The sequence below is a fragment of the Verrucomicrobiia bacterium genome (assembly GCA_036268055.1).
Classification (GTDB): domain Bacteria; phylum Verrucomicrobiota; class Verrucomicrobiia; order Limisphaerales; family Pedosphaeraceae; genus DATAUW01.
This window is the reverse complement of the sequence record DATAUW010000010.1, coordinates 63,516-88,777: the sequence shown is the minus strand read 5'-3', so window position 1 is coordinate 88,777 and position 25,262 is coordinate 63,516. Positions and strand designations below refer to the sequence as shown.

At 55.4% G+C, this 25,262-nt stretch carries 18 protein-coding genes and 1 riboswitch; of the genes, 10 read left to right on the top strand and 8 right to left on the bottom strand.

The features are described from left to right. Window positions 1-30: 30 nt before the first annotated feature. The 8 genes from VH413_04215 (at window position 31) to VH413_04180 (ending at window position 6,067) form a co-directional block, all read left to right on the top strand. Window positions 31-750 (top strand): SGNH/GDSL hydrolase family protein, encoded by a 720-nt coding sequence (locus VH413_04215; protein HEX3797884.1) that lies wholly within the window; start codon window positions 31-33, stop codon window positions 748-750. 183 nt (window positions 751-933) lie between these two features. Then, the gene (locus VH413_04210) at window positions 934-2,382 is read left to right on the top strand and encodes an NAD(P)H-hydrate dehydratase (GenBank protein ID HEX3797883.1); all 1,449 of its coding nucleotides are present in this window, start codon (window positions 934-936) and stop codon (window positions 2,380-2,382) included. Between the two features lie 57 nt (window positions 2,383-2,439). Next, a complete protein-coding gene (locus VH413_04205) occupies window positions 2,440-3,426 on the top strand; it encodes a hypothetical protein (protein HEX3797882.1) in 987 nt (328 codons plus the stop codon). Window positions 3,427-3,468: 42 nt separating this feature from the next. After that, on the top strand, window positions 3,469-4,050 hold the full coding sequence (locus VH413_04200; protein ID HEX3797881.1) for a nucleoside monophosphate kinase: 582 nt from the start codon (window positions 3,469-3,471) through the stop codon (window positions 4,048-4,050). Between the two features lie 6 nt (window positions 4,051-4,056). Next, window positions 4,057-4,290, top strand: a complete 234-nt coding sequence (locus tag VH413_04195; protein HEX3797880.1) for a hypothetical protein — start codon at window positions 4,057-4,059, stop codon at window positions 4,288-4,290. A gap of 37 nt (window positions 4,291-4,327) precedes the next feature. Then, window positions 4,328-5,263, top strand: coding sequence for a methionyl-tRNA formyltransferase (fmt, locus tag VH413_04190; protein ID HEX3797879.1), 936 nt, complete (start codon window positions 4,328-4,330; stop codon window positions 5,261-5,263). 93 nt (window positions 5,264-5,356) lie between these two features. Further along, window positions 5,357-5,608 carry a hypothetical protein gene (locus tag VH413_04185; GenBank protein ID HEX3797878.1) on the top strand — a complete coding sequence of 84 codons (252 nt, stop codon included), beginning with the start codon at window positions 5,357-5,359 and terminating at the stop codon, window positions 5,606-5,608. A gap of 87 nt (window positions 5,609-5,695) precedes the next feature. Next, window positions 5,696-6,067, top strand: a complete 372-nt coding sequence (locus tag VH413_04180) for a hypothetical protein (GenBank protein ID HEX3797877.1) — start codon at window positions 5,696-5,698, stop codon at window positions 6,065-6,067. 65 nt (window positions 6,068-6,132) lie between these two features. Here VH413_04180 and thiC read toward each other — a convergent pair whose 3' ends face one another. The 5 genes from thiC to VH413_04155 form a co-directional block, all read right to left on the bottom strand. Next, a complete protein-coding gene (thiC, locus tag VH413_04175; GenBank protein HEX3797876.1) occupies window positions 6,133-8,055 on the bottom strand; it encodes a phosphomethylpyrimidine synthase ThiC in 1,923 nt (640 codons plus the stop codon). Window positions 8,056-8,113: 58 nt separating this feature from the next. Further along, window positions 8,114-8,214: riboswitch (TPP riboswitch) on the bottom strand. A gap of 48 nt (window positions 8,215-8,262) precedes the next feature. Then, window positions 8,263-9,645: a magnesium transporter gene (gene mgtE, locus VH413_04170; GenBank protein HEX3797875.1), complete on the bottom strand. Its 1,383-nt coding sequence runs from the start codon at window positions 9,643-9,645 to the stop codon at window positions 8,263-8,265. Between the two features lie 163 nt (window positions 9,646-9,808). Continuing rightward, complete coding sequence (locus VH413_04165) at window positions 9,809-10,954, bottom strand: endo-1,4-beta-xylanase (GenBank protein HEX3797874.1); 1,146 nt, start codon at window positions 10,952-10,954, stop codon at window positions 9,809-9,811. A 52-nt stretch (window positions 10,955-11,006) separates the two neighbouring features. Next, on the bottom strand, window positions 11,007-12,527 hold the full coding sequence (locus tag VH413_04160) for a glycoside-pentoside-hexuronide (GPH):cation symporter (GenBank protein HEX3797873.1): 1,521 nt from the start codon (window positions 12,525-12,527) through the stop codon (window positions 11,007-11,009). A gap of 17 nt (window positions 12,528-12,544) precedes the next feature. Beyond that, on the bottom strand, window positions 12,545-14,842 hold the full coding sequence (locus VH413_04155; GenBank protein ID HEX3797872.1) for a glycoside hydrolase family 3 N-terminal domain-containing protein: 2,298 nt from the start codon (window positions 14,840-14,842) through the stop codon (window positions 12,545-12,547). Window positions 14,843-15,156: 314 nt separating this feature from the next. On the opposite strand from VH413_04155, the gene VH413_04150 reads away from it, so the two are divergent. Together VH413_04150 and VH413_04145 are read left to right on the top strand one after the other, a co-directional pair. Beyond that, window positions 15,157-16,233: a mannonate dehydratase gene (locus VH413_04150; GenBank protein ID HEX3797871.1), complete on the top strand. Its 1,077-nt coding sequence runs from the start codon at window positions 15,157-15,159 to the stop codon at window positions 16,231-16,233. 165 nt (window positions 16,234-16,398) lie between these two features. Then, a complete protein-coding gene (locus tag VH413_04145; protein ID HEX3797870.1) occupies window positions 16,399-18,360 on the top strand; it encodes a sialate O-acetylesterase in 1,962 nt (653 codons plus the stop codon). Between the two features lie 12 nt (window positions 18,361-18,372). On the opposite strand, the gene VH413_04140 is transcribed toward VH413_04145, so the two are convergent. The 3 genes from VH413_04140 to VH413_04130 form a co-directional block, all read right to left on the bottom strand. After that, a complete protein-coding gene (locus VH413_04140) occupies window positions 18,373-19,833 on the bottom strand; it encodes an acetylxylan esterase (GenBank protein ID HEX3797869.1) in 1,461 nt (486 codons plus the stop codon). A 20-nt stretch (window positions 19,834-19,853) separates the two neighbouring features. Continuing rightward, window positions 19,854-22,679 carry a glycosyl hydrolase 115 family protein gene (locus VH413_04135; GenBank protein ID HEX3797868.1) on the bottom strand — a complete coding sequence of 942 codons (2,826 nt, stop codon included), beginning with the start codon at window positions 22,677-22,679 and terminating at the stop codon, window positions 19,854-19,856. Window positions 22,680-22,934: 255 nt separating this feature from the next. Next, a complete protein-coding gene (locus VH413_04130) occupies window positions 22,935-25,229 on the bottom strand; it encodes a glycoside hydrolase family 95 protein (GenBank protein ID HEX3797867.1) in 2,295 nt (764 codons plus the stop codon). Window positions 25,230-25,262: the final 33 nt, after the last annotated feature.

Genomic DNA, 25,262 nt, shown 5'->3' with positions numbered 1-25,262 from the left:
TTTGAACCGCTGAATCGCAAAGCATTAAAAATGAAATCCGCCGAACTTTTTCTTTTATTCCGTTCACAATCGTTGCACGCTGGCGTCATGCAAAAAATCTTTCGCTCCATTTTTTGTCTCGTGCTCGCGTTCGCTTGTTTCAATGTAAAAGCGCAGGCCAAACACGACACTTCGCAATGGGAAAAAGAAATCCGCGCGTTCGAGGCGAGTGACCGCACCAACCCGCCGCCACAAAACGGGATTTTATTTATCGGCAGTTCCAGTTTCCGCAAGTGGACGAATCTCGTGCATGCTTTCCCTGGCAAGCCGATTATCAACCGCGGATTCGGTGGCTCGCAAATCCCCGATTCCACCGCGCTCGCCGACCGCATTCTTTTTCCGTATCACCCGCGCCTGGTCGTCATGTATGCGGGTGATAACGACCTCGCCGCCGGCCGTTCGGCGGAGCAAGTGATCGCCGATTACCGCGAATTTGTGGAAAAAGTCCACGCGCGCCTGCCGGATACAGTCATCGCTTATCTCTCCATCAAGCCTTGTCCTTTGCGCTGGAATTTGCGCGATAAAATCGTCGCGGTGAACACCGCGATCAAAGGTATGTCGAACGATAAGTTAAAATTCATAGACGTCTATACCCCCATGCTTGGCGACAATGGCCAGCCGAAGCCGGATTTATTTCTTTCCGACCGGCTGCATCCAAGCGACAAGTGTTACACGCTTTGGACGGGGATTATTAGACCGTATTTGGATTGAAGTCAGAATAAATATACGGCTCGCGAGTACACTCGCCCTCCCGTTGGCATAGCATCTTTTTGAAATTTGATTTGAGGATTTAGATCTTTGGGTCATCTTAACCTCGCATGGCTTACATCATCGCGAAATGCGGCTGCCACTGGCCGCACAAATCTTTGAAGCCGTAACCGCACACAATTTCCTATGCCCTCACCCGTCATCAACGTGAGCCAGATGCGCCAGTGGGAGAAATGCACCTGGGCGCTGGGCACGACGGAATCCCAAGTCATCGCGCGCGTCGGCGAAATCATTGCCCGCCGCGTCCGCCAACTGGTCACCGCCGACGATCTCGTTCTCATCATCGCCGGCAAGGGCAATAATGGAAACGACACTCGCGCGGCCAAAGACAAGCTTTCCGATTTGCGGGTGCGCCTTTGCGAAGTAAATGATCCGGAAAAATCTCTGGTTGAAATCACGCATCTGCTTGAGCAACGGCCCGCGCTGGTCGTGGATGGTTTGTTCGGCATCGGCATCAACCGCCCGCTGGACGAGCATTGGCAGCGGCTCATCGCGCAAATCAACGATGCCGAGTTGCGGGTGCTTTCCGTGGACACGCCGTCGGGATTGAATGCCGATACCGGCGAACCCGAAGGTGCAGCGATTCAGGCCGCGATCACGCTCACTCTTGGCGCGCCCAAACAAGGTTTGCTTTCTCCCGCCGCGAGCAAATACGTCGGCCGCCTCGAAGTCGCCCCGGAAATCGGCCTTATACCCAATCCGTTTACCAGCCCGATTAATTGGACCCTGGGCGAAGATTTTTATAATTTTCCGCCGCCACGTTCCGTCGCTGCGAACAAGGGAGATTTTGGCCGTCTTGCGATCGTGGCGGGCAGTGCCGGTTATCATGGCGCAGCGGTGCTGACCTCGCGCGGCGCACAACGCGCCCGGGCCGGCTTGATCACCCTCCATACACCGCCGAGTGTTTATCCGGTCGTCGCGTCGCAATTACAGGCGGTGATGGTACATCAATGGCATCCCAAACTTGATTTGCCCGACAAGAATAATGCCGTGCTGATTGGCCCCGGCCTGGCGGCGAAAGATTTGCCCGAAGAAATTCGCGACGCCACCGAATTGCTCTGGCAAAAATCCCCGGTGCCGCTGGTGATTGATGCCAGCGCGCTCGATTGGATTCCCGTCGGCCCGCTGCCGGAAATCATGGTGCGCGTCATCACTCCGCATCCCGGCGAGGCGGGGCGGTTGCTGCGGCTTTCCGCCGATCAGATGCAGGCGAATCGTCCGTCGGCCTTGCGCGAAATCTCCCGGCGGCTGGGAAATTGCTGGGTCGTCTTGAAGGGCGCGCAAACACTGATTGGCCGCCACGAAGGGCCGTTATTCGTCAATCCCTCGGGCAACCCTGAACTCGCGCAAGGCGGCAGCGGCGATGTCCTTTCGGGTTACATCGCCGGTTTGCTGGCGCAATGCGCGTTGCAAGCCGATCCGTTGAAGACCATTCGCTATGCGGTTTGGGAGCACGGCGCCGCGGCTGACCGATTGAACCACAAAAAGAAAAACTGGGTGGTCGAAGACCTTGCCGACGAACTCGGCAACGGCTCACCGCCGACTCAACCTTCCCCCGCCTGGCAGAACGCGTGATGCCGATTGCGCGGAATCCGCCGCTGAATTTTCTTCCTTTGCCATCGCCGATTTGTTATGGAAAAATCCATCGTGCATAAAATACTCACCGTGATTCTGCTGTCGTTCGGCCTTATGGCTGGAATCTCCCGCGCCGACACCTTTCATCTCACTGATAATTCAACTATTTCCGGAGAAATTGTTTCGATGGATGACAAGGGCGTCATCCTGAAACAGGCGGATGGCAGTTATGCGGATCGCCTTCCGTGGAGCAAAGTTTCGCAGGCCGACTTGAAGGATCTCGATCAAAACAATCCGAAGGCCGCCCCCTTCGTCGAGCCGTTCATCGAGGAAAGCACCGAGCGTGCTCCGCGTCCAGTGATTGAAGTAAAGCCAGTCCCGCACTTCGACCGGCCAACGGGACATTCCTTGATCGGCGCGCTGTTCACTTCGAGCACGGGATTATTTACCTTGTTTCTCCTATACGCGGCCAATCTTTACGCCGGTTATGAAATTTCTATTTTTCGCGCGCAACCTGCCGGGTTGGTTTGCGGCGTGTCCGCGGTCGCTCCCGTGATCGGGCCGATAATTTTTCTCGCGATGCCTTCGAATATCAAGACGAAGTCTCCGGATTGGAATGTGCCGGAAGAACAAAAGTTGGAGCCGGGCGTCGCCGCTGCCATCGCCGCGGAACAGGAAGTGCCGGTCGAACAGCACGCGGAAGCTGCCGTTGAAGGCGGCGCTGCCCCTGATGCTTCCGCCGCCGCTGCCACCCCACGCGCGCCCGAGCCGCCCAAAAAAGTTTTTCTCCGCGGCCAGTTCACTTTCAACCGGCGCTTTTTCGAGACGCAATTAAATGCGTTCACCGCCATAACGCGGCCCGAAGCGGATAAAGACAAGGATTTGCTCATACGTTCCAATCGCGACACTTTCATCGCCCAGCGCATCAGCCGTCTCTCGGCAAATGACTTGCAAATCCAGGTGCAGAAAGGGCCCGCTTTTGAAGACATCACCATTCCGTTCGTTGAAATTCAGGAAGTGCAGATAAAATATAAAGAAGTGTGACGGGGCGTTTGTCCGGTCACACAGAATCCATCAACCTGAACTATGAAATTTCGCACCATTCTTTTGTTCGGCGCCCCGGGAGCGGGCAAGGGCACGCAGGGAAAAATCCTCGGCTCGATCCCGCTTTTTTTTCACTGCGCCTGCGGCGATGTGTTCCGCAACCTGACCACCGACAATCCCCTGGGCCGCGTGTTCATTGATTATTCCAGCCGCGGCCAGCTTGTTCCCGACGAACCGACGGTCGAACTGTGGAGCCAGTTCATTGATAATTGCCAGCGTAGCGGGCGCTTTCAACCCGCCAAGGACACGCTCGTCCTCGACGGCATTCCGCGCAACGCGCACCAGGCGGAAATGCTCAAGGACACGCTCGATGTGGGCGCGGTTTTTTATCTGCGCTGCCCAAACATGAAAAAACTCGTCGAGCGTTTGCAGCGCCGCGCGCTCCGGGAAAACCGCCTGGATGACGCCAATCTTAGCATCATCAAGGACCGCCTCAAAACTTATGAACGCGAAACCAAGCCGGTGCTCCGTTTCTATGGGAAAAATATCGTGCACGAGATTGACTCCACCCAAACGCCCGTCGAAGTATTGAGAGATATTTTGGGTCACATCGCCAAAATGTAATTTTGCATGCCGCAACAATTCGGAGATTTCAGCGCCAGCGAACTTTATTGCCCGAAGTGTAAAAGTTCGCAACCCGTCCGCGAGAAGCTTCTGCTCGTGCTGCCGACCGGCGAGTTGCATGAGTATCTCTGCTCGCGTTGCGCCACTTCTCTGGGCGGTCGTGAAGTGACCGCGCCGCCCGTCGCGCCGATTTCTCAATCGCTGCCGCGCAACCCCAAACCTCGGCGTCTCTTGCGTTAAGCGAAACGCGGGATCGTCCGCGTTCGCCACTCTCGCCATGTTACGCATCATTTTCATGGGAACCGCCGAACTGGCTTGCGCCAGCCTCGAAGCGCTCGTGCGCCAGCCGGATTTTCGCGTGCTCGCCGTGGTTACGCAACCGGATCGCCCCAAGGGACGCGATCTCAAATTGCAGCCTTCCGCCGTCAAGCAAACTGCGCTCAAGGCGCAGTTGCCCGTGCTGCAACCGGAGCGTGCGCGCCATGAAGATTTCATCCGGCAACTGCGCGAGCTTGCGCCGGATTTGATTGTGGTCGCGGCGTACGGCCAGATTTTGCCGTCCGCAATTCTTGAATTGCCGCGCCACGGCTGCGTGAATGTCCACACCTCTCTCCTGCCGAAATATCGCGGGGCCGCGCCCATTCAATGGGCCATTCTCAACGGCGAACCCGAGACCGGCGTGACCATCATGAAAATGGATGTGGGCATGGATACCGGCGACATCCTCACGCAACAAACCACGCCCATCGCGCCGACCGATAATTCTCAAACGCTTCACGATCGCCTCGCGCAAATCGGCGCGGAGCTGCTCATTCCGACCATTCGCGATTATATCGCGGGCAAAATAATTCCGCGTCCGCAGCCCACCGAAGGCGCAAGCCACGCCCGCAAAATCACTCGTGAAGACGGGCGGCTCGACTGGACGCAGCCCGCCGCCACGCTGCTCAATCGCATCCGCGCGTTCACCCCCTGGCCGGGCGCGTTCACTCACCTTCCGAAACCGCCCACGCTGCTAAAAATTTGGCGCGCCGAAGTCGCCGACGCCACGGGCGAACCCGGCAACATTTTGTCCGCCGATAAATCCGGCGTCGTCGTGGCGTGCGGCCGCGAATCTTTGCGCATCACCGAACTTCAACGCGAAGGCAGCCGCCGTATGAGCGTGCAGGATTTTCTCGCCGGCAATCCTTTGGAACGCGGCGAAAAATTTCCTTAGCCGGGCCGCTCCTTTAATTCCGCCTTACCTGCAACGCAAACCCTCAACACAAAATCACTCGCTATCATTGCACTCGCGAAGTAATTTAACCCCGTGAAATTGCTGCAAGGCCAAATTTGGAATTCGGGCGACGAATATTTTCTCATCCTTCACCTCGAACGGCTTGAAGTGGAATACAAGTCCTTCAAGAACCTGGCCGCGCGCAAAGGCTCGCACCATCACGTCAGCAAAAAAGAATTCTGCCGCCTCATCAAACACGCCGTGCTGCTCAGCGCCGAAGAGATTCGCCAATCGCGCACGCAGGCGTCCGCGGCTGAAGTGACAGACGACACACCGGCTTCATAAGAAAAATCCGCGTTTTTGGATTTTGGCGGGCTCGGTCTGTAATCACAAGGTCACTTGGCGAAAAGCGAACTTGCGTTATACTTCGGTATGAAAATAGCAACCATCATCGTGCGGATTCTACTGGGACTGATGTTCGTTGTCTTCGGTCTGAATATTCTCCATCCATTTCTGCCCATGCCGCCGCAAACCGGCCTCGTCGCCGAGTGGATGAAACCTATGTTTGAATCTGGCTACATGCGCGTCGTCGGCGTATTCCAGGTTGTCGGCGGATTGATTCTTCTTTTGGGCCGCTTCGTCCCGCTGGGCTTGACGCTCCTTGGCCCCGTCGTCGTCAACATCCTCATCTTCCACATTTGCCTCGATCCCTCGGGCTTGCCGATGGCGAGTGTGGTCGCGGCGCTGGCGCTCTTTTTATTATGGCGCTATCGCGCCAATTTCGCCGGTCTGGTTAAGCCCTGACGAAAACAAAGCTTAATCACGCAAGTTGAATGCAACTCGGCCGCTTGTCGCGACCGAGCCATTCATTAAATTTTCCCGTAAACTTCCGCGCCCTTCTCGACAAACTCCTTCGACTTCTCGTCCATGCCCTGCTTGAGCGCTTGTTCTTCGCTCACGCCCTGCTCTGCCGCATATTTGCGGACATCCTCGGTTATCTTCATTGAGCAAAAATGAGGGCCGCACATCGAACAAAAATGCGCTGTCTTTGCGCCGTCCTGCGGCAGCGTCTCGTCATGGAATTCGCGGGCGGTTTCCGGATCGAGCGCGAGATTAAACTGATCTTCCCAGCGGAATTCAAACCGCGCCTTGCTTAATGCGTTGTCGCGATATTGCGCGCCGGGATGCCCCTTGGCCAAGTCCGCCGCGTGCGCCGCGATTTTGTATGTTATGACGCCGTCCTTTACGTCCTTCTTGTTCGGCAGGCCGAGATGCTCCTTTGGCGTCACGTAACAAAGCATCGCGCAGCCGTACCAGCCGATCATCGCCGCGCCGATGCCGCTGGTGATGTGATCGTAACCCGGCGCGATGTCTGTCGTAAGTGGTCCGAGCGTGTAGAAGGGCGCCTCGCTGCACCACTCGAGTTGCTTCTCCATGTTCTCCTGAATCATGTGCATGGGCACGTGGCCGGGGCCTTCGTTCATCACTTGAACGCCGTGCGCCCACGCGCGCTTGGTCAGGTCGCCCTGCACTTTCAATTCCGCAAACTGCGCTTCGTCGTTCGCGTCCGCAATCGAACCGGGACGCAAGCCATCGCCGATGCTGAAGCTCACGTCATACGCCGCCATCAATTCGCAAATCTCGTCCCAATGCGTGTAGAGAAAACTTTCCTTGTGATGCGTCAGACACCATTTCGCCATGATGCTGCCGCCGCGCGAAACGATTCCCGTGGCGCGCCGCGCCGTCATCGGGATGAAGCGCAACAACACGCCCGCGTGGATCGTGAAATAATCCACGCCCTGCTCGCATTGCTCGATCAACGTGTCGCGATAGATTTCCCAGGTCAATTCCTCCGCCTTGCCGCCAACTTTTTCCAGCGCCTGATAAATCGGCACGGTTCCAATCGGCACCGGTGAATTACGCAAAATCCATTCGCGCGTCGCGTGAATATTTTTTCCCGTCGAAAGATCCATCACCGTGTCCGCGCCCCACTTCGTCGCCCAGCGCATCTTTTCCACTTCCTCTTCAATGCTCGAAGCCACCGCCGAGTTGCCGATGTTCGCGTTGATCTTCACCAGAAAATTCCGCCCGATGATCATCGGCTCGAGTTCGGGATGGTTGATGTTCGCGGGAATGATCGCGCGACCGCGCGCCACCTCGTCGCGCACAAATTCCGGCGTGATGTGCGCGGGAATGCGCGCGCCCCACGATTGCCCCGGATGCTGCTGGTTCAACACGCGGCGATCGCCCATTTTATTTTCCACCTGCTCCATCGCCATTTGGCGTCCCAGATTCTCGCGGATGGCGATGAATTCCATTTCCGGCGTGACGATACCCTGCTTCGCATACCAAAGCTGCGAAACCGAATGCCCCTTCGACGCCCGCAACGGCTTGCGTTTCAGCCCCGGAAATTGCAGCAAACGGTTCTTCTCCGCATGGCTCGCGTACTCGGCGTGGTTCTGCGAGAGATATCCATTATCCATCGGCATCACCGCGCGACCATCATACTCCGCCACGTCGCCGCGCGCGCGAATCCACGCCTCGCGCAAGGCCGGCAAACCCTGGGTCACGTCACCCTGAAAATTCGGATCGCCCCACGGCCCGCTGCAATCATACACACGCACGGGTTCGTTCGCTTCCACCTTGCCGGTGAAAGTTTTTGTATCGTTCAACTTGATTTCGCGCAGCGGCACGCGCACATCGGCATACAATTTGCCCGGGACATAGACCTTGGTGGAATTGGGCAGGCGGTCGCTGCTTTGCGGTTCAAACGCTTCTTTGGATGCGATCATAATATGGCTTCTGTGCGCTCGGGGAAATGCGGGGAAGGAATCGTGGCCACCGGGTGGCTCCCTTCGCCAGCATTACCTGGAGCAGGTTCAAAGGGTCTGCTGCGCTCCCGCACAACACTCTCAGCCTTCGCCCTGATGCCAGGACCGGTCGGCTCCCCGTGATTACAGGGAAAGACTAAAACCAACGCCGCCCTGCGTCAAGCGTCGCTACAACAGCGTCCCGTGCAAAAAGTGAAATGCCACGGTGAAATAAATCACGATGCCCGTCACGTCCACCAGCGTCGCCACGAACGGTGCGGAACACGTCGCCGGGTCGAGCCGCAGGTAACGCAGCAGCATCGGCAGCATTGCGCCGATCAAACTTCCCCACAGTACCACGCCGATCAAACTCACCCCGATCGTGGATGCCAACAGCATGTAATGGGGACCGTAATCCTTAAGCCCGGTTGCCTGCCAAATAAAAATGCGGAATATGCCAAGCAATCCCAACACGCAGCCCATCAAAAATCCCGCCGAGATTTCGCGTTTAAAAACTTTCCACCAGTCGCGCAGCATCACGTCGCGCAACGCCATCGCGCGGATGATCAGCGTCGTCGCCTGCGAGCCCGAATTTCCACCGCTCGACAAAATCAACGGCACGAAAAACGAAAGCGTCACGCATTTTTCAATTTCATCCTGATAACGGCTCATCGCCGTGGAGGTGAACATTTCGCTCACGAACAAAATGGCAAGCCACGGCGCGCGTTTTTTGATCATATCAAATAACGTGATCTTCAGATACGGCGCGTCGAGCGCTTCCATGCCGCCCATTTTCTGCATGTCTTCGGTCGCTTCTTTTTCCGCAAGATCAAGTACGTCATCCACGGTCAGCACGCCCAGCAGAACATTATGCGAATCCACGACCGGCAAGATGGTCACGTCATATTTTTTGAACGCGGTCACGGCGACTTCCTGATCGTCAGTGACCGACAACGCGAGGTTGCGGTTCTCGAGCAACTCGGCTACGGGCGTCGTCAAATCAGCGACAACCACGCTGCGCAATTTCACCCAATCCACCAACCGGCGCTTGTCGTCCACGACGTAAAGCTGGTTCAGCGATTCGCGCTTGCGGCCTTCATGACGGAGATAGTCCAGCACTTCGGCGACCGTCCAGCTCTGCTGGATGGCCAGGTATTCCGGCGTCATCCGGCGACCGATGGAATCCTTCGGATAACCGAGCAACTGCTGGGCAACCTTGCGTTCTTCCGGCGAAAGCAGGTCGAGTAATTTTTGCGTGGCGGCGGCGGGAAGTTCTTCGAGCAAGGCCGTGCGATCATCGGGGGAAATATCGTTCAGGATTTGCGCGACGCCTTCATTGCCGAGCGCGTGCAAGGTTTCTTCCTGATCGTACGCGGGCAGATATTCAAAAACTTCTGCGGCGATTTCGCGCGGGAGAATGCGCAGCAACACCACCTCATCATCGGGCTTGAGGTCAGTGAAAATCTCGGCGATTTCCTGGGCGGAAAAACCACAAAGAATTTCGCGGAGTTGCGTGAAGTTTCGCTGCCGAATGAGTTCGGCTAATTCAGGTTGGAGCAGGTTGCCAATCATGATTCAACTAATCTTGCCGCCATTGCAGACCGACGCCCTTGGCGTCCGGATTCGGCGCGCTGCCGAATCTAATAGCATTCTTAACCTCGGTCTGCGAACAAGACCAGTTTTTTATTTTGGCAATGCTTCGTGGGGATAGGATGTTTTGCGCTAGGCGAACCCATCACTTTGCCGTCTCGATCACCGCCTGAAAGGCAGGCTTGGGGTTCCCTTCGCGATCAAAGAGCAACGGATAACTCGTGCGGCCACGAACCGGCCAGCCATTCAACCACGAATCGCCATCGCACACGCCCCAGAACGTCACCCGCTTCACGACGTCGCGATGTTTCACAAAGACCCTGAACAAATCGGCATAGCGTTTGGCGAGTTGCTGCTGCACTTCGTCCGGCAAACCGTTCGTGTAAGGATTCGTTTTCGACTGTTGCTCCAGGCGCAGGGTGATGTCGGCGGTTTGATTGCGCGACGGCGATGGCAACACGTCCACGTCCAGTTCGGTGATCATCACGGCAACGCCCAGCTTCGCGAAATCGGCAATCGTTTCATCCTCCTGTTGCGTGGTCGGCCAATCCATTTTGTCGTGGCCCTGCAAACCCACGGCGGTGATGGGCACACCCGCCGCCTTGAGCTTTTTGATCAACTCGATCGCCCCGCGGCGTTTGGGTTCGTTCTCCAGCGAGTAATCGTTGTAATGAAGTTGAGCGTTGGGGTCCGCTTCGTGAGCGTATTGAAAAGCTTTGACGATGTAATCGTCACCAATGATTTTCAACCACCGAGTCTGGCGCATCGTGCCGTCTTCATTCAACGCCTCATTGACCACATCCCAGCCTTTGATGCGGCCTTTGTAACGGCCTACAACCGTTTGAATATGGTCGTGTAATCGCTTGAGCAAGATTTCGCGATCCACGGGTTTTCCGTTGTCATCCTCGAAAACCCAGTTGGGAGTTTGGTTATGCCAGACTAGCGTGTGGCCGATGATCCACATGTGGTGCTTCTCGCCGAAAGCGACGTATCCATCTCCGGGCGCAAAATTATATTTGTCTGGCTCGGGGTGCACGGATTCCCACTTCAAAATATTTTCGGGTGTGATGCTGTTGAATTGTTCACTCACGATTTTAGCGCCGACGGCATCGCGCTCCGTGAATTGATTTTCGTTCAACGCCGCGCCGATGAGAAAGTCGTTCTTAAATGCCGCCTTCAAAGTCGCCGCATTTTCCGGCCCGGCACTGGCGCAACTCACCAGCAACCCCGCCGTCGGCAATAGGCACGCTACCGACCGCCAGGCGTTCCCCAATCTAAAATAATTTTCCATAAAATATTTTTTCTGTAGCGGTGGGCTATGACCGCCGCTACAACCTGAGACTTCAAGCCGCTTGGGTTGAAAACTTCCTTCTGCGCGCCGCCAATTCATCCGCGATTTGAATCGTCTTTTGCTTGTTCAATTTGTACGCCGCAAGCAGGCACGTGCAGATTGCAAAGAGAATCCCCACAACAATCGTGCTCGTCATCCGGTAACCCTGCACCGCGTCGGCGGTTTGCGGTTGGACGGTGTCGTAATTAAAAAATCCCGCCATGATCCATAGGAAGGACGCCGAACCCAGCGCCAGCCCGGACTTAAGCGCGAACCCAATAGTGGCAAAAATAATTCCCGTCGCGCGTCGTCCATTTTTCCACTCTGAATAGTCGGCCACATCGGCATAGATGGCCCATACCAGCGGAATCGTCGGCGCATAAGCAACCGCGATGAAAACGGTCAGCCAGATCATGCCCGAAATATTGGTCGGACTAAGCATATAAAATGCGAATGTCCCAATCGTCGCCAGCGCGAAGCCGCCGACCGCGACCGCCTTTTTGCCAAATTTTTCCGACAGCGATGGTGAAAGCAAAATCACCACGATCGTCACGCCGGTTCCGATCATGTTGATGATGCTGTTGGCCACGTCTGCGACATTTGAATTTTCCAAATTCGCTTTGTCGGCATGGACAATGTAACCAAGCCATTCAAAGATGCCGCTCGCCGCGGGCGCGCCCTGCGTAAGCGGCGGCGCAGTCAAACCGAACTTCTGTACCCAGTCATAGAGCGCCGCCTTGTCCGCGTAGTGATGATAGTAATTGTAGAGCGCGCCGCCGCGAAACGAAAGGATGGCGAAATGAATCAGCGTCATGAAAAACATCACGGCCCAGGGACTGTTTTTGAAGAGGTCTCCAAAATCCTGCAACGGCGAGGATTTCTGTTGCGGCTCCGGTTTGATGCGTTCCTTCGTCGTGGCGAAAGTGATGAGGAACAATACGAGACACAAAACTGACCAAATCGTCATCGTGATTTGCCAGCCGTATTGGCGGTCATGACCGGCGGCGAATTTCGCGACCAGCGGCAGCGTGAATCCGCCGACGATGAATTGCGCGATGTTGACCGAGACGAAGCGGAACGAATTCAATTTGGCGCGTTCATTGACGTCGCCGGTCATCACGCCGCCCAGCGCGGAGTATGGCATGTTATTCGCGGAGTAAAGCGTCATCAGCATGATGTTCGTAACGGTGGCGTAGGCAATGAGTGAATGCATGCTCCAGCCGTGCGGCGTCGTGTATGCCAGCACCATCACCACACACCACGGAACGGCGGTGAACAGCACCCAGGGGCGAAACTTGCCCCAGCGCGTGTTGGTGCGGTCCGCCAGCATACCGACAATCGGATCGAAAAATGCATCCCACAACCGCGCCGACATTAGAATCGCGGCGGCGGCGGCGGCGCTAATGCCAAAAACATCCGTGTAGAAACTCGTCTGAAAAAGAATCATCGTCATGAAGACGAAATTCGCGGCGGCATCCGCCGCGCTGTAACCGGCCTTCTCGACGAACGAAAGTTTTTCGGAATTGTCGGGCATAATTTTGGTCGTGGAATTTATTTTTCGACCGTCAAAATCACTTTCTGCAAATCGGCGTTGCGTGAGGAATTTCCGACCATGATCACGAACTCGCCCGGCTCCACGATGTAATTCATTTTAACGTCGTAGAAGGAAAGCAACTCCGGCGTGATGTCGAGCGAAACGGTTTTGCTTTGGCCAGGCGCGAGAGAAATTTTCTGAAACCCCTTTAACTCTTTTACCGGGCGAGTCACCGAACTGACCACGTCGCGAATATACATTTGCACCACTTCTTCGCCTTTGACTTTGCCACTATTCGTGACGCGGACGCTCACGCGCGTGCGTTCATTGCGCCGGATCTTATTTTTTTCCAGGCGCGGTTTGTCGAAGGTGAATTGCGTGTAGCTTAACCCCTGCCCAAAGGCGTACAGCGGTGAAACGTCGTCAAACAAATAGCCGCGCCGCGCTGAAGGCTTGTGATTATAAAACACCGGCACATGCCCTGCCGAACGCGGAATGCTGATCGGCAATTTTCCGCCGGGATTGAAATCGCCAAACAAAACTTCTGCTACCGCGTCGCCCGTTTCCTGGCCGAGATACCAGCATTCAAAAATCACCGGCACATGGTCGGTGAGATGCTTGATAGCGAGCGGACGGCCATTGAATAGAAACGCCACGACGGGTTTTCCAGTCGCAACCATCGCCTCCACCAATTTATTTTGGCAGCCAAGCAATTCAAGGTTTGCGCGGTCGCCGAGATGTTTGAGCGACCAGGCTTCGCGCGAAGTTTGTTCATTGCCACCGATGGCGAGCACGACCACATCCGCCTGTTTCGCGATCTTCACGGCCTCGGCGATCAATTTTTCATCTTCCGCGGGATCGGCAGGAATGACTTGGTCAATATTCCACGAGCCGCCAATCGTGATTTTGCAACCCTCGGCGTGCAGAACCTTTGCGGCTTCGCCCACGCGTGCCTTGATGCCCGCCAGCACGGAGACATTATAGTTTGGCATGCCGCTGTAACCGCCGAGCAAACTGCGATCGGCATTCGGCCCGATGACCGCAATCGTCTTGAGCTTCTTTAGGTTAACCGGCGCTAAATTATTTTCGTTCTTGAGCAGCGTGATCGTTTCGCGCGCCGCCTGTCGTGCAATCTCGCGATGCGCCGCGCTGCCAACGACGCGTTCCGCCTCAACCGGGTCAACGTAAGGATCGTCGAACAAACCCAGCTTGAATTTGTAATGCAGCATCGGCGCAACAAGGTCGTCCAAATCCGACTCTTGCAATTCGCGTTTGCGGACGAGGTCCACGAGATGCAAATAGCAATCCGGCTCCGGCAACTCGATGTTCACTCCTGCCTTCACTGCGAGCACGCAGGATTCGCGACGGTCTTTCGCGACGTGATGACCGTGCGTGTCTGGGCGATGAGCCAGTTCCCAAATCGCATAATAATCCGAGACCACAAAACCCTTGAAGCCCCATTCCTTGCGCAGTACATCGCGCAGCAGCCACTCGCTCGCATGCGACGGCACGCCGTCAATTTCGTTATACGAAGCCATGACGCTGATCGCCCCCGCGACATGCAACGCTTCCTTGAACGGATACAAAAAAGTTTCGCGTAACACCCGTTCCGACACATCCACCGGCCCGCAATTCATCCCCGCCTCCGGCTGGCCGTGCGCGGCAAAATGTTTCAGCGTCGCGATGACGTGGCGTTTATTTTTGAATGAACCATCGCCTTGGAAACCAATTACGGCGGCGATTCCCAAACGCGAAACGAGATATGGATCTTCACCGTAAGTTTCTTCGACGCGGCCCCACCGCGGTTCGCGCGCGACATCCACGACCGGCGTCAATGCCTGGTGCGTACCGCGCACGCGCGCTTCCCACGCGGTTATCGCAAATAATTTCTGCACCAGGTCCGGATTGAAGGTCGCGCCCAAACCGATTGGCTGCGGAAAGCTCGTGCCGCCAATCGCCGCGTGGCCGTGCAAACATTCTTCGTGAAAAATAACTGGCACGCCGAGCCGGCTATGTTCGATAAAAAATTTCTGGATGGCATTCGTCAACTCCGCCATCTCGCGCGCGTTCTTGCCTTTGCCCGCGTCGCTTGGACGTCCGACTTGTCCCAGGCCATGTCCATCGGCAAAACTTTTTTTCGCCTTGGCGAAATCGAAATTTCCATCCGCATCCAGAAGGGTTTCCGCCTTCTTCTGCCACACGCACATCATTTGCGCGGCTTTTTCTTCGAGCGACATCCGCGAGAGAAGATCCTGCACGCGTTTGGCGATGAGCAGCTTCGTATTTTTATAAGGCAACAGCGTGGCGGTTTTCACCGCAGAGTTGCGCGAAGAGAGTTTTGCTTTGGAAGATCGCGCAGAGTACTTGCGGGATGAGAGTTTGTTCATGGGTTGGACGAAAGATTATCGCGGGACGCGTTTACTCGCAAAGCGCGAGTTGCGGAAAAAATTTCGCACGGTAGCGTCCGGGGTTTGAATCATTGCCGCCAGTATTTCAGGCGGCGAGGAGCGGCGGAATGGAGAAAAATACGAATCGCATGGAGAATCCTACTAAAGCGCAAATGCTACTTGAGAAACCACTCATCAGGGGGAATGAATAAGCAGGCAACGCCACTCCACGCGGCCCAAAAATGAAACTTGGCCTGGGTTTGTATCGTCACATGCTAACGCGCGATAATTTCCTCTTCGCGCGGCAGGCTGGGGCTACGCATCTGGTCGTCCACCTCGTGGATTATTTCAAAGGCGGCGCGAAGAATCCCCGCGATAACCAGCCGACCGGCACTGATCAAGGCTGGGGTCTTGCCGGCGATCCCGATCAGCTTTGGACCTTGGAAGAATTGGTCGCGATGCGCAAAGAGGCCAACGCCGCCGGGCTCGAGATCGAAGCCATCGAGAATTTTGATCCGGCGCATTGGCACGACATCCTGCTGGATGGTCCGAAAAAGCGCCGGCAGTTGGAAAATGTGAAGACCATTATTCGCCGTCTCGGCCAGGCGGGCATTCCCATCATGGGTTATAACTTTAGCATCGCTGGCGTTTGCGGCCGCACTCACGCGCCTTATGCGCGCGGCGACGCGATGTCGGTTGGTATGGAAGGTTCGCTCGATACGCCGATGCCAAACGGCATGGTGTGGAACATGGTTTATGATGCCCACGCGCCGAAAGGCGATGTGCCGGGTATTACCCATGATGAGCTGTGGAATCGCGTTGGAGAATTTCTGCGCGAAGTCACGCCGGTGGCCGAGGAAGCGGGCGTCAAACTCGCCGCGCATCCCGACGATCCGCCGATGCCCTTCATGCGTGGACAACCACGACTTGTATATCAGCCGCGCCTTTACCAGCGCCTGATTGATCTCACGCCCAGCCCGGCGAACACGCTGGAATTTTGCCTGGGCTCACTCGCGGAGATGACTGAGGGGGATATTTACGAGACGGTGGAAAATTACAGCCGTCAAAATCGCATCGGCTACGTGCATTTCCGCAACGTCAAGGGCAAGGTCCCCAATTATCGGGAAACTTTTATTGACGACGGTGAAGTGGACATGCTGCGCGTGTTGCGCATACTCAAACAAAACGACTATCAAGGTGTGCTGATTCCCGATCACACACCGCAAATGGCCTGCAACGCACCCTGGCACGCAGGCATGGCTTACGCGATGGGCTATATGCGCGCGGCCCTGCAAATGATCGGAAAAGGATCGGCATGAGCATCTCGAATCCATTCTCTCTGGACGGCGAAACGGCCCTGGTAATGGATTTTAGAAAAAATCGAACAGAACTTTTTTTGCTAAGGTTGCATCTACACGGATTTGCGCGTTAACAAATATGAGTTCATAAGTTTCAATGCTGGCTTCGAATTTTAATTCTGAATTATGCGCTTTCCAATCATCTCGCTGATCGCTCTCTTCGCCGCCGCTTCCCTGCATGCTGAAAAGACCTCGCCACTCCTCAGTCCCATGTTCGGCGACAACATGGTCGTCCAGCGTGACAAACCCATTCGCATTTGGGGCTGGGCAAACAGCGGCGACGTCATCCACGTCGAAATCAATGGTTACACTGCGAAAGCCATCGCTGGCGCGGACGGCCGCTGGCAAACCGAAATTGAAGCGCCTCCAACCGGTGGTCCTTACACCATGACCGTAGCAGGCCCAAATCAAAATATTGTCCTGCACGAAATTTTGGTTGGCGAAGTCTGGCTCTGTGGCGGGCAATCCAACATGGAGCTTGGCCTTGCCCGCACGCGCAACGGCGCTGACGAAATCAAGTCCGCCGACCATCCCGAAATTCGTTTGTTCAAAGTGCAGCAACACGTTTCCTATGCGCCCACGGCAGCGCCGCAAGGCTCGTGGAAAATTTGCTCGCCGCAAACCATCGCCGAGAATGGCGGCTTCTCCGCCGTCGCCTATTATTTTGGGCGCGCGCTCCAGGAGCAATTACATGTCCCGATCGGATTGGTTCAGGACTGCGTTGGCGGCACGCCGGCGGAGAGTTGGATGAGTCCCGAGTCGCTTCATAAACTCCACGATTTCGATCCCGTTCTCACCGAGATCGAGCGTCTTCACGCCAAAGGCGGCCCCGAGTATGGCAGTTTTCTCATGCACTGGCTTGACGAATACGACGTCGGCCAAAGCAACAACTGGGCATCGCTAGATTTCAATGATTCGTCGTGGAAAACTGTTCAGTTGCCGAACGCCTTTGAACAACTCGGCGTGCCCGACGCTCCGAGCATTTGCTGGTTCCGCAAAGAATTTACTTTGCCCGATCCTTTGGGCACGAACAGAGCCATGCTGTTTCTTGGCTCGATTGAAAAAATGGATACGACTTATATCAATGGCCATTGGATCGGCGCAAGTTCCTGGGTCGAAAATCCCCGGGTCTATTTCGTCAACGACAATGTGCTCAAGCCCGGCCGGAATGTGATCGCCATCCGCGTCTTCAAAATGAAACCCAAGGGCGGATTTCTCGCCAAGCCCGACACGCTTCGTCTCAGCCTCGGGGACAAATTGGCGATCCCGCTCGGCGGCGATTGGAAGGGCGCGCTCAGCGCGGACGCTCGGCCGCCGCATCCGCTCCCGCTCAGTTTCGAGAATTATCCCACCATGCCGATCGTTCTTTATGAAGGCATGATCGAACCCATCGCGCCGCTTTCGCTCCGTGGCGCCATCTGGTATCAAGGCGAAGCGAATTTCGAGCGCGCTCGCCCGTATCGCACATTGCTTCCCGCGATGATCGGCGATTGGCGAAAACTTTTTCACGAGGGCGATTTTCCGTTTTACATCGTCAGCCTGCCCGCGTTCATGCACCGCCGCGCGCAACCCGGCGACGATTCCTGGGCCGAACTGCGTGAAGCGCAATTTCTCACCGCCAAAAATGTGGCGCATTCCGGTCTCGCCGTGACGGTTGACACCGGCGATGCCGACAATATCCATCCGCCCGATAAAAAAATTGTCGGTGAACGCCTCGCGTTCTGCGCACTCGCAAAAGATTACGGCAAAGACATTCCTTTCGCCGGGCCAACATTCGCATCGGTTGATCATTTGCCCGGCGCGCTCAAATTGCATTTCAAAAATACCGAGAGCGGTCTCACGGTGAAGGGCGATAGGCTCGAAGAATTTTCGGTCGCGGGGAAGGATCGCAAATGGCATTGGGCTGAAGCAAAACTTGACGGCGATTCTATAATCGTTTCGTCGCTGGAAGTGCCCGAACCCGTAGCGGCGCGTTATGCCTGGCAGGCGAACCCCGCCGCCACACTTTTCAACGGCGCGGGTTTGCCCGCTGTTCCATTCCGCACGGATGATTGGCCGGGTGTGACCGATAATCACAAGCCCTGGTGATTCAAAATTTTCCTACTGCGCGGGCTCTTTTAAATATTTGTTCGCGAATTTCAGGAACGTTGGCCAATTCGGCGCATCGGTGTGACCAGCCTTGTGCTGGCGAAATCCGATTTCGCCAGTGATGTAGGTCGTTTCAATCGGTGGAAATTCGGTCGCGCCTAAATCACGTTGGCCGAGCAACCGGTAAACCGGACCCGCAGCCACGGCGGCGAGAAACGAGCCTTTTGCGTCCACCCATGCGTCTCCGTTCGTCGAGCCCGCGCTGATGAACACGGGCCGCGGCGCGCATAACGCGATCAGTTCATGCGAATCCACCGGCAGATCATTCCAATGCAATGGCCCCGCGTACTTGATAAAATTTCCCGCCATCCAATGATATTCGCCCGAGCCCGCTACGTTCTCCACGATTTCACCCCAATCACGCCGATGTAATTTCGCGCCGCCTTCGCCTGACGAACTCACATACGCGATAGCGAAACGCGGATCGTACGCCATCGCCACGAGCGTTGCTTTGCCGTAGCGCGAATGGCCTTCGAGTCCGACTTCTTTCGCGTTCACCGCCGGGTCGGTTTCAAAATAATCCAATGCGCGGCTCGCGCCCCACGCCCATGCGCGCAATGCACCCCAGTCGTCCGGCTTGCGCGGCTGCCCATGATTCACCAAGCCGATTATCCCCTGCGTCAGCCCCGCGCCGTCGTCCGCCTGCACGCTGTTTGGCACAATCACCGCGTAACCCCAGCCGTTCAAAAGCACCAGTTGACGCCAATCCGGCCCGCCAAATCCTCCAAAACCTCCGCTAAATCCGGGCCGGTTATTTGTGCCTCCCGGCCGATTGGTTCCGCGAAATGCAAAATTATTCGTGCCGCCTGGCGCGTTCGCCCCGCGCCGTCCAAACGCGCCAAAACCAAAATTCCCGAAGCCAAATTGCATCATCACCGGGACTGGCTCCTTCGCATTGGCTGGTGTCGTGAGCGATAGTTGAATATTTACCGTGATGTCTGGGTCTGCGGGATTATCCACATGCCCGATGAGTTGTTTGGTGATGACCGGAATTTCGCCAGTTGTCGTGTTGGTCCTTCTGGTGACTTCCCAATTTACTTTTGGCGTATGCGCGGGCACGCGGCCATAAATCTCGCGATCAAAATACTCCACGATCTCCGGCCGCCGCTGCGTCCACCACATCTCCGGCGTCGTTACTTTCTTTCCATCATTCAAAGTCAATGGATCCGGCAAGTCGGGAAAAGGATTCGCCTTGGCCTCATCATAATTTGCGTAGTTCTTCGAACTGGGATTCATGCCGTCACGCCCGCGCCGGATGGATGTGATATGCAACTGCTCCATCATCTCCTGATGATCCTGTTCCGCCGTGCGCGGTGATTTTTGCTCTTGCGCATCTGCCGCGGGTAATGACGAAACCGCCAGCAAAGAACCGCCCAGGCCGATTGAAAACAACCCGCGATTGATCTTTTTCATAGATTGAAATTCGCCCATGTTTACTTCTCCGAAGGCACCTGATGATAGCTTTCTGGCGGCCCCAAATAACTTGGCTTCAACCCGCCCATATCCACCACCACCTTTTGCAGCACTACGCCGGGATCAATCATCCAATACTTCAATGTGTGATAACCGGGCCTTGCCAATTTGAGGGTTGTTTTTGCATAGCGGGCATTGTCCTTCACCGATGTCTCCCAATCCTGGTTTCCATTTTGCGCGCTATATTTTTCCGGCACGAGCGTTACGACTTGCGGCACGTCGTCGTCAAACGAAACCGCGAACCGCACTCCGCGACCTGGCACAAAATTTAAAATCGGACTGGTGATCGTGACGATTTCCGCAGGGCCCGCGTCGAACAAATACATTTGATATTCCAAACAGGGAGAATCTTTGCCCGGTGTCGCGCTAACATCCGTGGGCCCGGTCGCGCGCATGCCGGACAATGTCCGTCCGTAATCTTCAATCCGAATCCAGCGGTTGGACCCGGCATCTCTGTTCCGCGTGAAATGTTCTGGCTCGATTGCCACGATCCCCTCACCTTCCGCAAAACCGCGCAAATTTTTTCGACTGATCCTAATCGGATTCAGTGCATTCACGGTTACGGCTACTTCCGTGCCGGCGCCTTTGATTTTGATTGTTCCAGTCGCTGTTCCCTTCGGGGCACGTTCCCAATTTATTTTCACCCAAATCTTTTTATCTTTTCCCACCGAACCCTTTCGCTCGCTCAAAACAATCCACGGCTCACTGGCCGAAGCCACAAACTCAAAATCTCTTTTTCCTTTTTTAAAAACCTCGATGTAATGTTGTCGCCGGCTCAATGCGTCAAATTGTGGCAGAACCGCATCGCCGTTTGTTCCCGGCCGCGCCGCTTCCGAACCTTCGATGGCCACGCCCATTGCCGCCGTGTTCTGGACCTCGATTTCTCTTAATTTAATCGCTCCAAAATTGTTTGATGGCGGGTCTGCCCAGCCGCGATATCCGAGATGCGCCTGGTCCATGAAGTGATCCCATTTGCCTCCGGCAAAATCATGATTGAAATAATTCATCAGGTTTGTGTCCTCCGTGAATTTGCTACGCACTTCGGCCGCTTCGTCGTTCGCACTCGCCCTCCCCTGCCGTGCATACAATTCGTTTCGCGCCGCAGCGAAATATAATTCATTCACCACTGCGCAGGCTTTGACTGGAAACAATACCAGTTCATAAAATGCGTTTTGCGATTCTTTAGGCAAAGTTAGCGCAATTTTTTCTGCCCGTTCCGCAATCGTTTCAAAATCCGCGACGACTTTTCCCGCTTCATTGTAATTCACAACGCTATACGTATTAGCATCCAACAATTCCGGTTTGCGGCGTCCGTTGTATTTCGTGTATTTGGCAACGATGCTGGCAATCTCCGCTGCGTGCTCCGGCCCGAACTCGCGCGCCGCCCACAAGCGCACGTAATCGCTTAAATTATCGTTGGTCCACTTGTCGGAATCCCACGCGAGGTCCATGAAATATTCCATTGGCAATTCATAACCTTTGAGATGTCCCACGTTCACAATCCAGATGCGGTCGGCGCCGTATTGTTTCGCCAGCGACATCTGGTCCCAGATTTTCGGGAGCGGGCTCGTGTCGAGCCATTGGTAGCTGCGCGGGCCGCCGTGATAATCGAAGTGATAATAAATTCCCGCGCCGCCACTGCGCTTGCGCTCATCCGCCGTCGGCAACCGCCGCACATCCCCCCAATTATCTTCCGCCCACAATAGCGTCACATCGTCCGGCACGCGCATGCCGGCATTGTAAAAATCCATGACCTCCTTGTAGAGACACCACATTTGCGGCACCTGCGCGACGTTGCTATTAATCACGTCGCCGATCATCTTGCGCTGCACATCCACGATTTTTTCCAACAGAGCCTTGTTTGCTTCGGGACCGCCTTCAGCCATTGGCGTATCATTTGCACCACGCAAACCGAGCGTGATGATGTTCTCGAAATTTTTATTTCGCTCGATGCCTTCGCGCCAAAATTGTCCCAGCAGGTCCGGCTCCTTCGCGTAATTCCAGCTTCCCAGCGTCTTGCGATAGCGCCGGTCCCATTCCTTTTGCGCGCGCATCATCGGTTCCTGGTGCGATGTCCCCATCACAATTCCATATTCGTCCGCCAGCCGTGTGTTCTCCGGGTCGTCCTCGTTGAAAGCGTTGTTCCACATCGCCGGCCACAAATAATTTCCCTTCAGCCGCAAAATCAGCTCGAACACATTAGTGTAAAATGCGTGTCCATAATTCGCCGGGTCGCCGTCCATTCCTTTCAAGCTGCCGTATTTTTCCCGCACCCAATTACTTAAATCCGGCGCTTCGTCGTTCAGAAAAATTCCGCGATACTTCACGGATGGCGGGCCATGCGCGTAACGTCCCGCCTTCACAAACAATTCGGCGCGATGCCTCGCCGTCACGTCCGCCCAATAATACCAAGGCGAAACTCCCATCTGTTGCGAGAGATCATAAATGCCGTAAATCGCCCCGCGCTTGTCGCTTCCGGCAATCACTAGCGCGCTCGCGACGTGCGGCAGAGGATTGGGTATCACCTGAATCAGGAACGACTCCCATTTGCCGGAAATTTGTGTCACATCCAGTTTTCCTTCACGGACAAGCTGGTCAATGATTCCGTTTTTGCCGAGCGTGCCGATAATGACCACATTTCTTCCCGCCTTGTCCCGGGCGGAAATTATTTTAGGAGCGATGCCCGTGACGCGGGTTACATCCTGCCGCAAATCATTCGCGGTACGAGCGACACCGACAAAATCGTTCGTATCCACGAAAATGTCTGCGGCGCTCCTTTTTTTCACTAACGGAAAATCACCCGCGCTGCTGGTGTCCGACACATATTGGAACTTACCGAGGGCAAAACAATTTTTCAGCGGTGAGAAAACGCTGGCGCAAACAAATAGAAAAAGCAAAACACGTCTCAAGGTCTTGTGTGACCCGCCGGGCAATGCCTTGGGGGGTCGCCACGAAACTAACAGCCGCATCTTTTTGAGGCAATGGACGACACTCTAAGATGGATGGACGATCCTATGAGGCCTGCGCCGTGAGGAGCGCGATCACTTCGTGATTTCGTTCAGATTTTCGTCCAGCCACAAGCTGCCGCCTTTTTCTATTTTGAATTCACGAGTCGTTTTGCCGTGGCGCAAACGGCAGGGATTTCCTTCCAGCGAATGGATTGTGGCCAACGCCAGCTTGCCACCGCGCCACGCCACATCCACCACAAATCCATCGCGCGCGCGCAGGCCCCTTACACTTCCATCCGGCCATGTGTCAGGCAGAGCCGGCAGCAAATTGATTTCGCCTTCGTGCGACTGCATCAACATTTCGCAAACGCCGGCGGTGATGCCAAAGTTTCCGTCAATTTGCATCGGCGGATGCAGACCAAAAAGGTTCGGACACGTATTACGATTCGAAAACAGTTGCTGTAATTCGCGATGCGCGTCATTGCCGTCGTGCAACCGTGCATATAACGCGGTGCGCCAGGCGAAGGACCACTCGCGTACGTCGCCGGTATCGCCGCGCGCATCGAGCGAAACTTTTGCCGCGTGCGCAAGTGCCGGGGTCTTGGTCACATTGATTTGTTCACCCGGGTACACCGCGAACAAGTGCGACGTATGCCGATGATGATCATTCGGCGTATCGAGTTCAGGATTTTTCGCATCGTGTTTCTCGGTCATCCATTCCAGCAACTGGCCCCAACTGCCGATGCCTGGCGTCGCCAACTTGTCACGCAGCGCGGCAATTTTATCGCGGTAATTTTTGTCCATATTCAGCGCGTCCGCCGCCGCGATATAATGGTTGAACAAGTCCCAAACAATTTCCTGGCTGTAACTCACCCCATCTTCCGTCGGGCCGTGTTCCGGAGACCACGCGTTCGGCACGACCAAGCGTCCATTCGGCAAAGCCTTGAGATGGTCTTCCCAAAATTCACAGGTTTCCTTCAAAACGGGATAAGCCACAGTCTTCAAAAATTTCTTGTCTCCATCAAACGCGTAATGTTGCCAGAAATGCCAGCAGTACCAGGCGTTGGCGGTGTTGTCCCATCGCCAGCCCATGCCGCCAAAAATATTGTGCGAAGTGCGGATCGCAAAACCGCACTGCGCTGGATTGCCGTCACTGGTGTTGAACTCCTTTGCGGCCCGCGTCGCTGCGCGCCAGGGTTCAAGCTGGCTCGTGACCAGATCAAAAAACGGCTCGGCGCATTCGGAGAGGTTCGCCGGTTCCGCCAGCCAGTAGTTCATCTGGATATTGATATTGGCATGATAATCCGAGTGCCACGGCGGATTATTGCTGTCATTCCAAAGCCCCTGCAAATTTGCGGGCAAACCGTCCGGGCGCGAACAGGAAATCAAAAGATAACGGCCATATTGAAATAGTAATTCTTCAAGCTGCGGGTCAAAGTTTGTCGCGGGTTGGACTTTGCGGAGGTCGGTGGGCATCGCGATTTGGTTCGGCGATGAATTGCCCAGAGTGAGTTCGACGCGATCGAAGAGCGCATGGAAATCTTTTTCGTGGCGGTCCTTGAGCGACTCATAACTTTTTCTGGCAGCGGCTTTGATTTGTTTCGTCACGCGAAGATGCGGGTCTTCACCGCGATAATGCTTCGCATAGTCCATGGCGTAATCCGTTCCCGCCGCGAGAATGAGCGTGAGGTTATCGCAATTACTGAATTCGATTCCTGTGGTGTTCGCCCGCAACGCGCCGCCGTCGTGCAACGCGATCAGTTGCGTCTCGTATTTGAGCCCGTTGTCGAGCGCGCCGGTGATCACGACCCGGTTGCTGCTGACGGTTGCCTTGGCGTTGTGGCCATCAATCAAGGTCAGGCTTCCCGTGTAACTGCCGGGCTGGTTGGCCATCAGTCGGATAATCATTACGCCGTCCGGGTGGCTGCAAAAATATTCGCGCGTGAATCTTATTCCGCCCGATATGTAACTCACATGCGCGACGGCATCGCCGATGTCCAGGTCACGGCGATATTCGAGGGCGTCCTGGTGTCTGGGCAAATCAATGATCAGATTCGCGAGCATCTGATAAGCGCCCATCGTGTCGTAATTGCCGCTGGGATTTTCGTCGCCGGTCCACAAGCTGTCTTCATCGAGCACGACCCGTTCGCGCGCTGTGCCGCCCGCGATCAACGCGCCAAGACGGCCATTTCCAATCGGCAGCGCCTCATTGATGAAAGACGAAGCCTTGCCGCCACCCATGTTTAACACCGGTTGTCCCTGGTTCGTGGTCAATATAGTGCTGACCACCGAACCCACCGGCTGGGAATACCACAAGGTCAAATCACTGGAAAATGCGCTGGCGGCAAAGCCGCAAACGATAAGCGAGACGAGGGAGAGGGTTTTCACGCTCGAATCCTATTCGAGCGAAGCCGCGTATTT

What these genes read in the sequence shown, in the direction of transcription:
- VH413_04215 (HEX3797884.1), top strand. Translation starts at nt 31, where the DNA reads ATGAAATCCGCCGAACTTTTTCTTTTATTCCGTTCACAATCGTTGCAC.
- VH413_04210 (HEX3797883.1), top strand. Translation starts at nt 934, where the DNA reads ATGCCCTCACCCGTCATCAACGTGAGCCAGATGCGCCAGTGGGAGAAA.
- VH413_04205 (HEX3797882.1), top strand. Translation starts at nt 2,440, where the DNA reads ATGGAAAAATCCATCGTGCATAAAATACTCACCGTGATTCTGCTGTCG.
- VH413_04200 (HEX3797881.1), top strand. Translation starts at nt 3,469, where the DNA reads ATGAAATTTCGCACCATTCTTTTGTTCGGCGCCCCGGGAGCGGGCAAG.
- VH413_04195 (HEX3797880.1), top strand. Translation starts at nt 4,057, where the DNA reads ATGCCGCAACAATTCGGAGATTTCAGCGCCAGCGAACTTTATTGCCCG.
- fmt (HEX3797879.1), top strand. Translation starts at nt 4,328, where the DNA reads ATGTTACGCATCATTTTCATGGGAACCGCCGAACTGGCTTGCGCCAGC.
- VH413_04180 (HEX3797877.1), top strand. Translation starts at nt 5,696, where the DNA reads ATGAAAATAGCAACCATCATCGTGCGGATTCTACTGGGACTGATGTTC.
- thiC (HEX3797876.1), bottom strand. Translation starts at nt 8,055, where the DNA reads ATGATCGCATCCAAAGAAGCGTTTGAACCGCAAAGCAGCGACCGCCTG.
- mgtE (HEX3797875.1), bottom strand. Translation starts at nt 9,645, where the DNA reads ATGATTGGCAACCTGCTCCAACCTGAATTAGCCGAACTCATTCGGCAG.
- VH413_04165 (HEX3797874.1), bottom strand. Translation starts at nt 10,954, where the DNA reads ATGGAAAATTATTTTAGATTGGGGAACGCCTGGCGGTCGGTAGCGTGC.
- VH413_04160 (HEX3797873.1), bottom strand. Translation starts at nt 12,527, where the DNA reads ATGCCCGACAATTCCGAAAAACTTTCGTTCGTCGAGAAGGCCGGTTAC.
- VH413_04150 (HEX3797871.1), top strand. Translation starts at nt 15,157, where the DNA reads ATGAAACTTGGCCTGGGTTTGTATCGTCACATGCTAACGCGCGATAAT.
- VH413_04145 (HEX3797870.1), top strand. Translation starts at nt 16,399, where the DNA reads ATGCGCTTTCCAATCATCTCGCTGATCGCTCTCTTCGCCGCCGCTTCC.
- VH413_04140 (HEX3797869.1), bottom strand. Translation starts at nt 19,833, where the DNA reads ATGAAAAAGATCAATCGCGGGTTGTTTTCAATCGGCCTGGGCGGTTCT.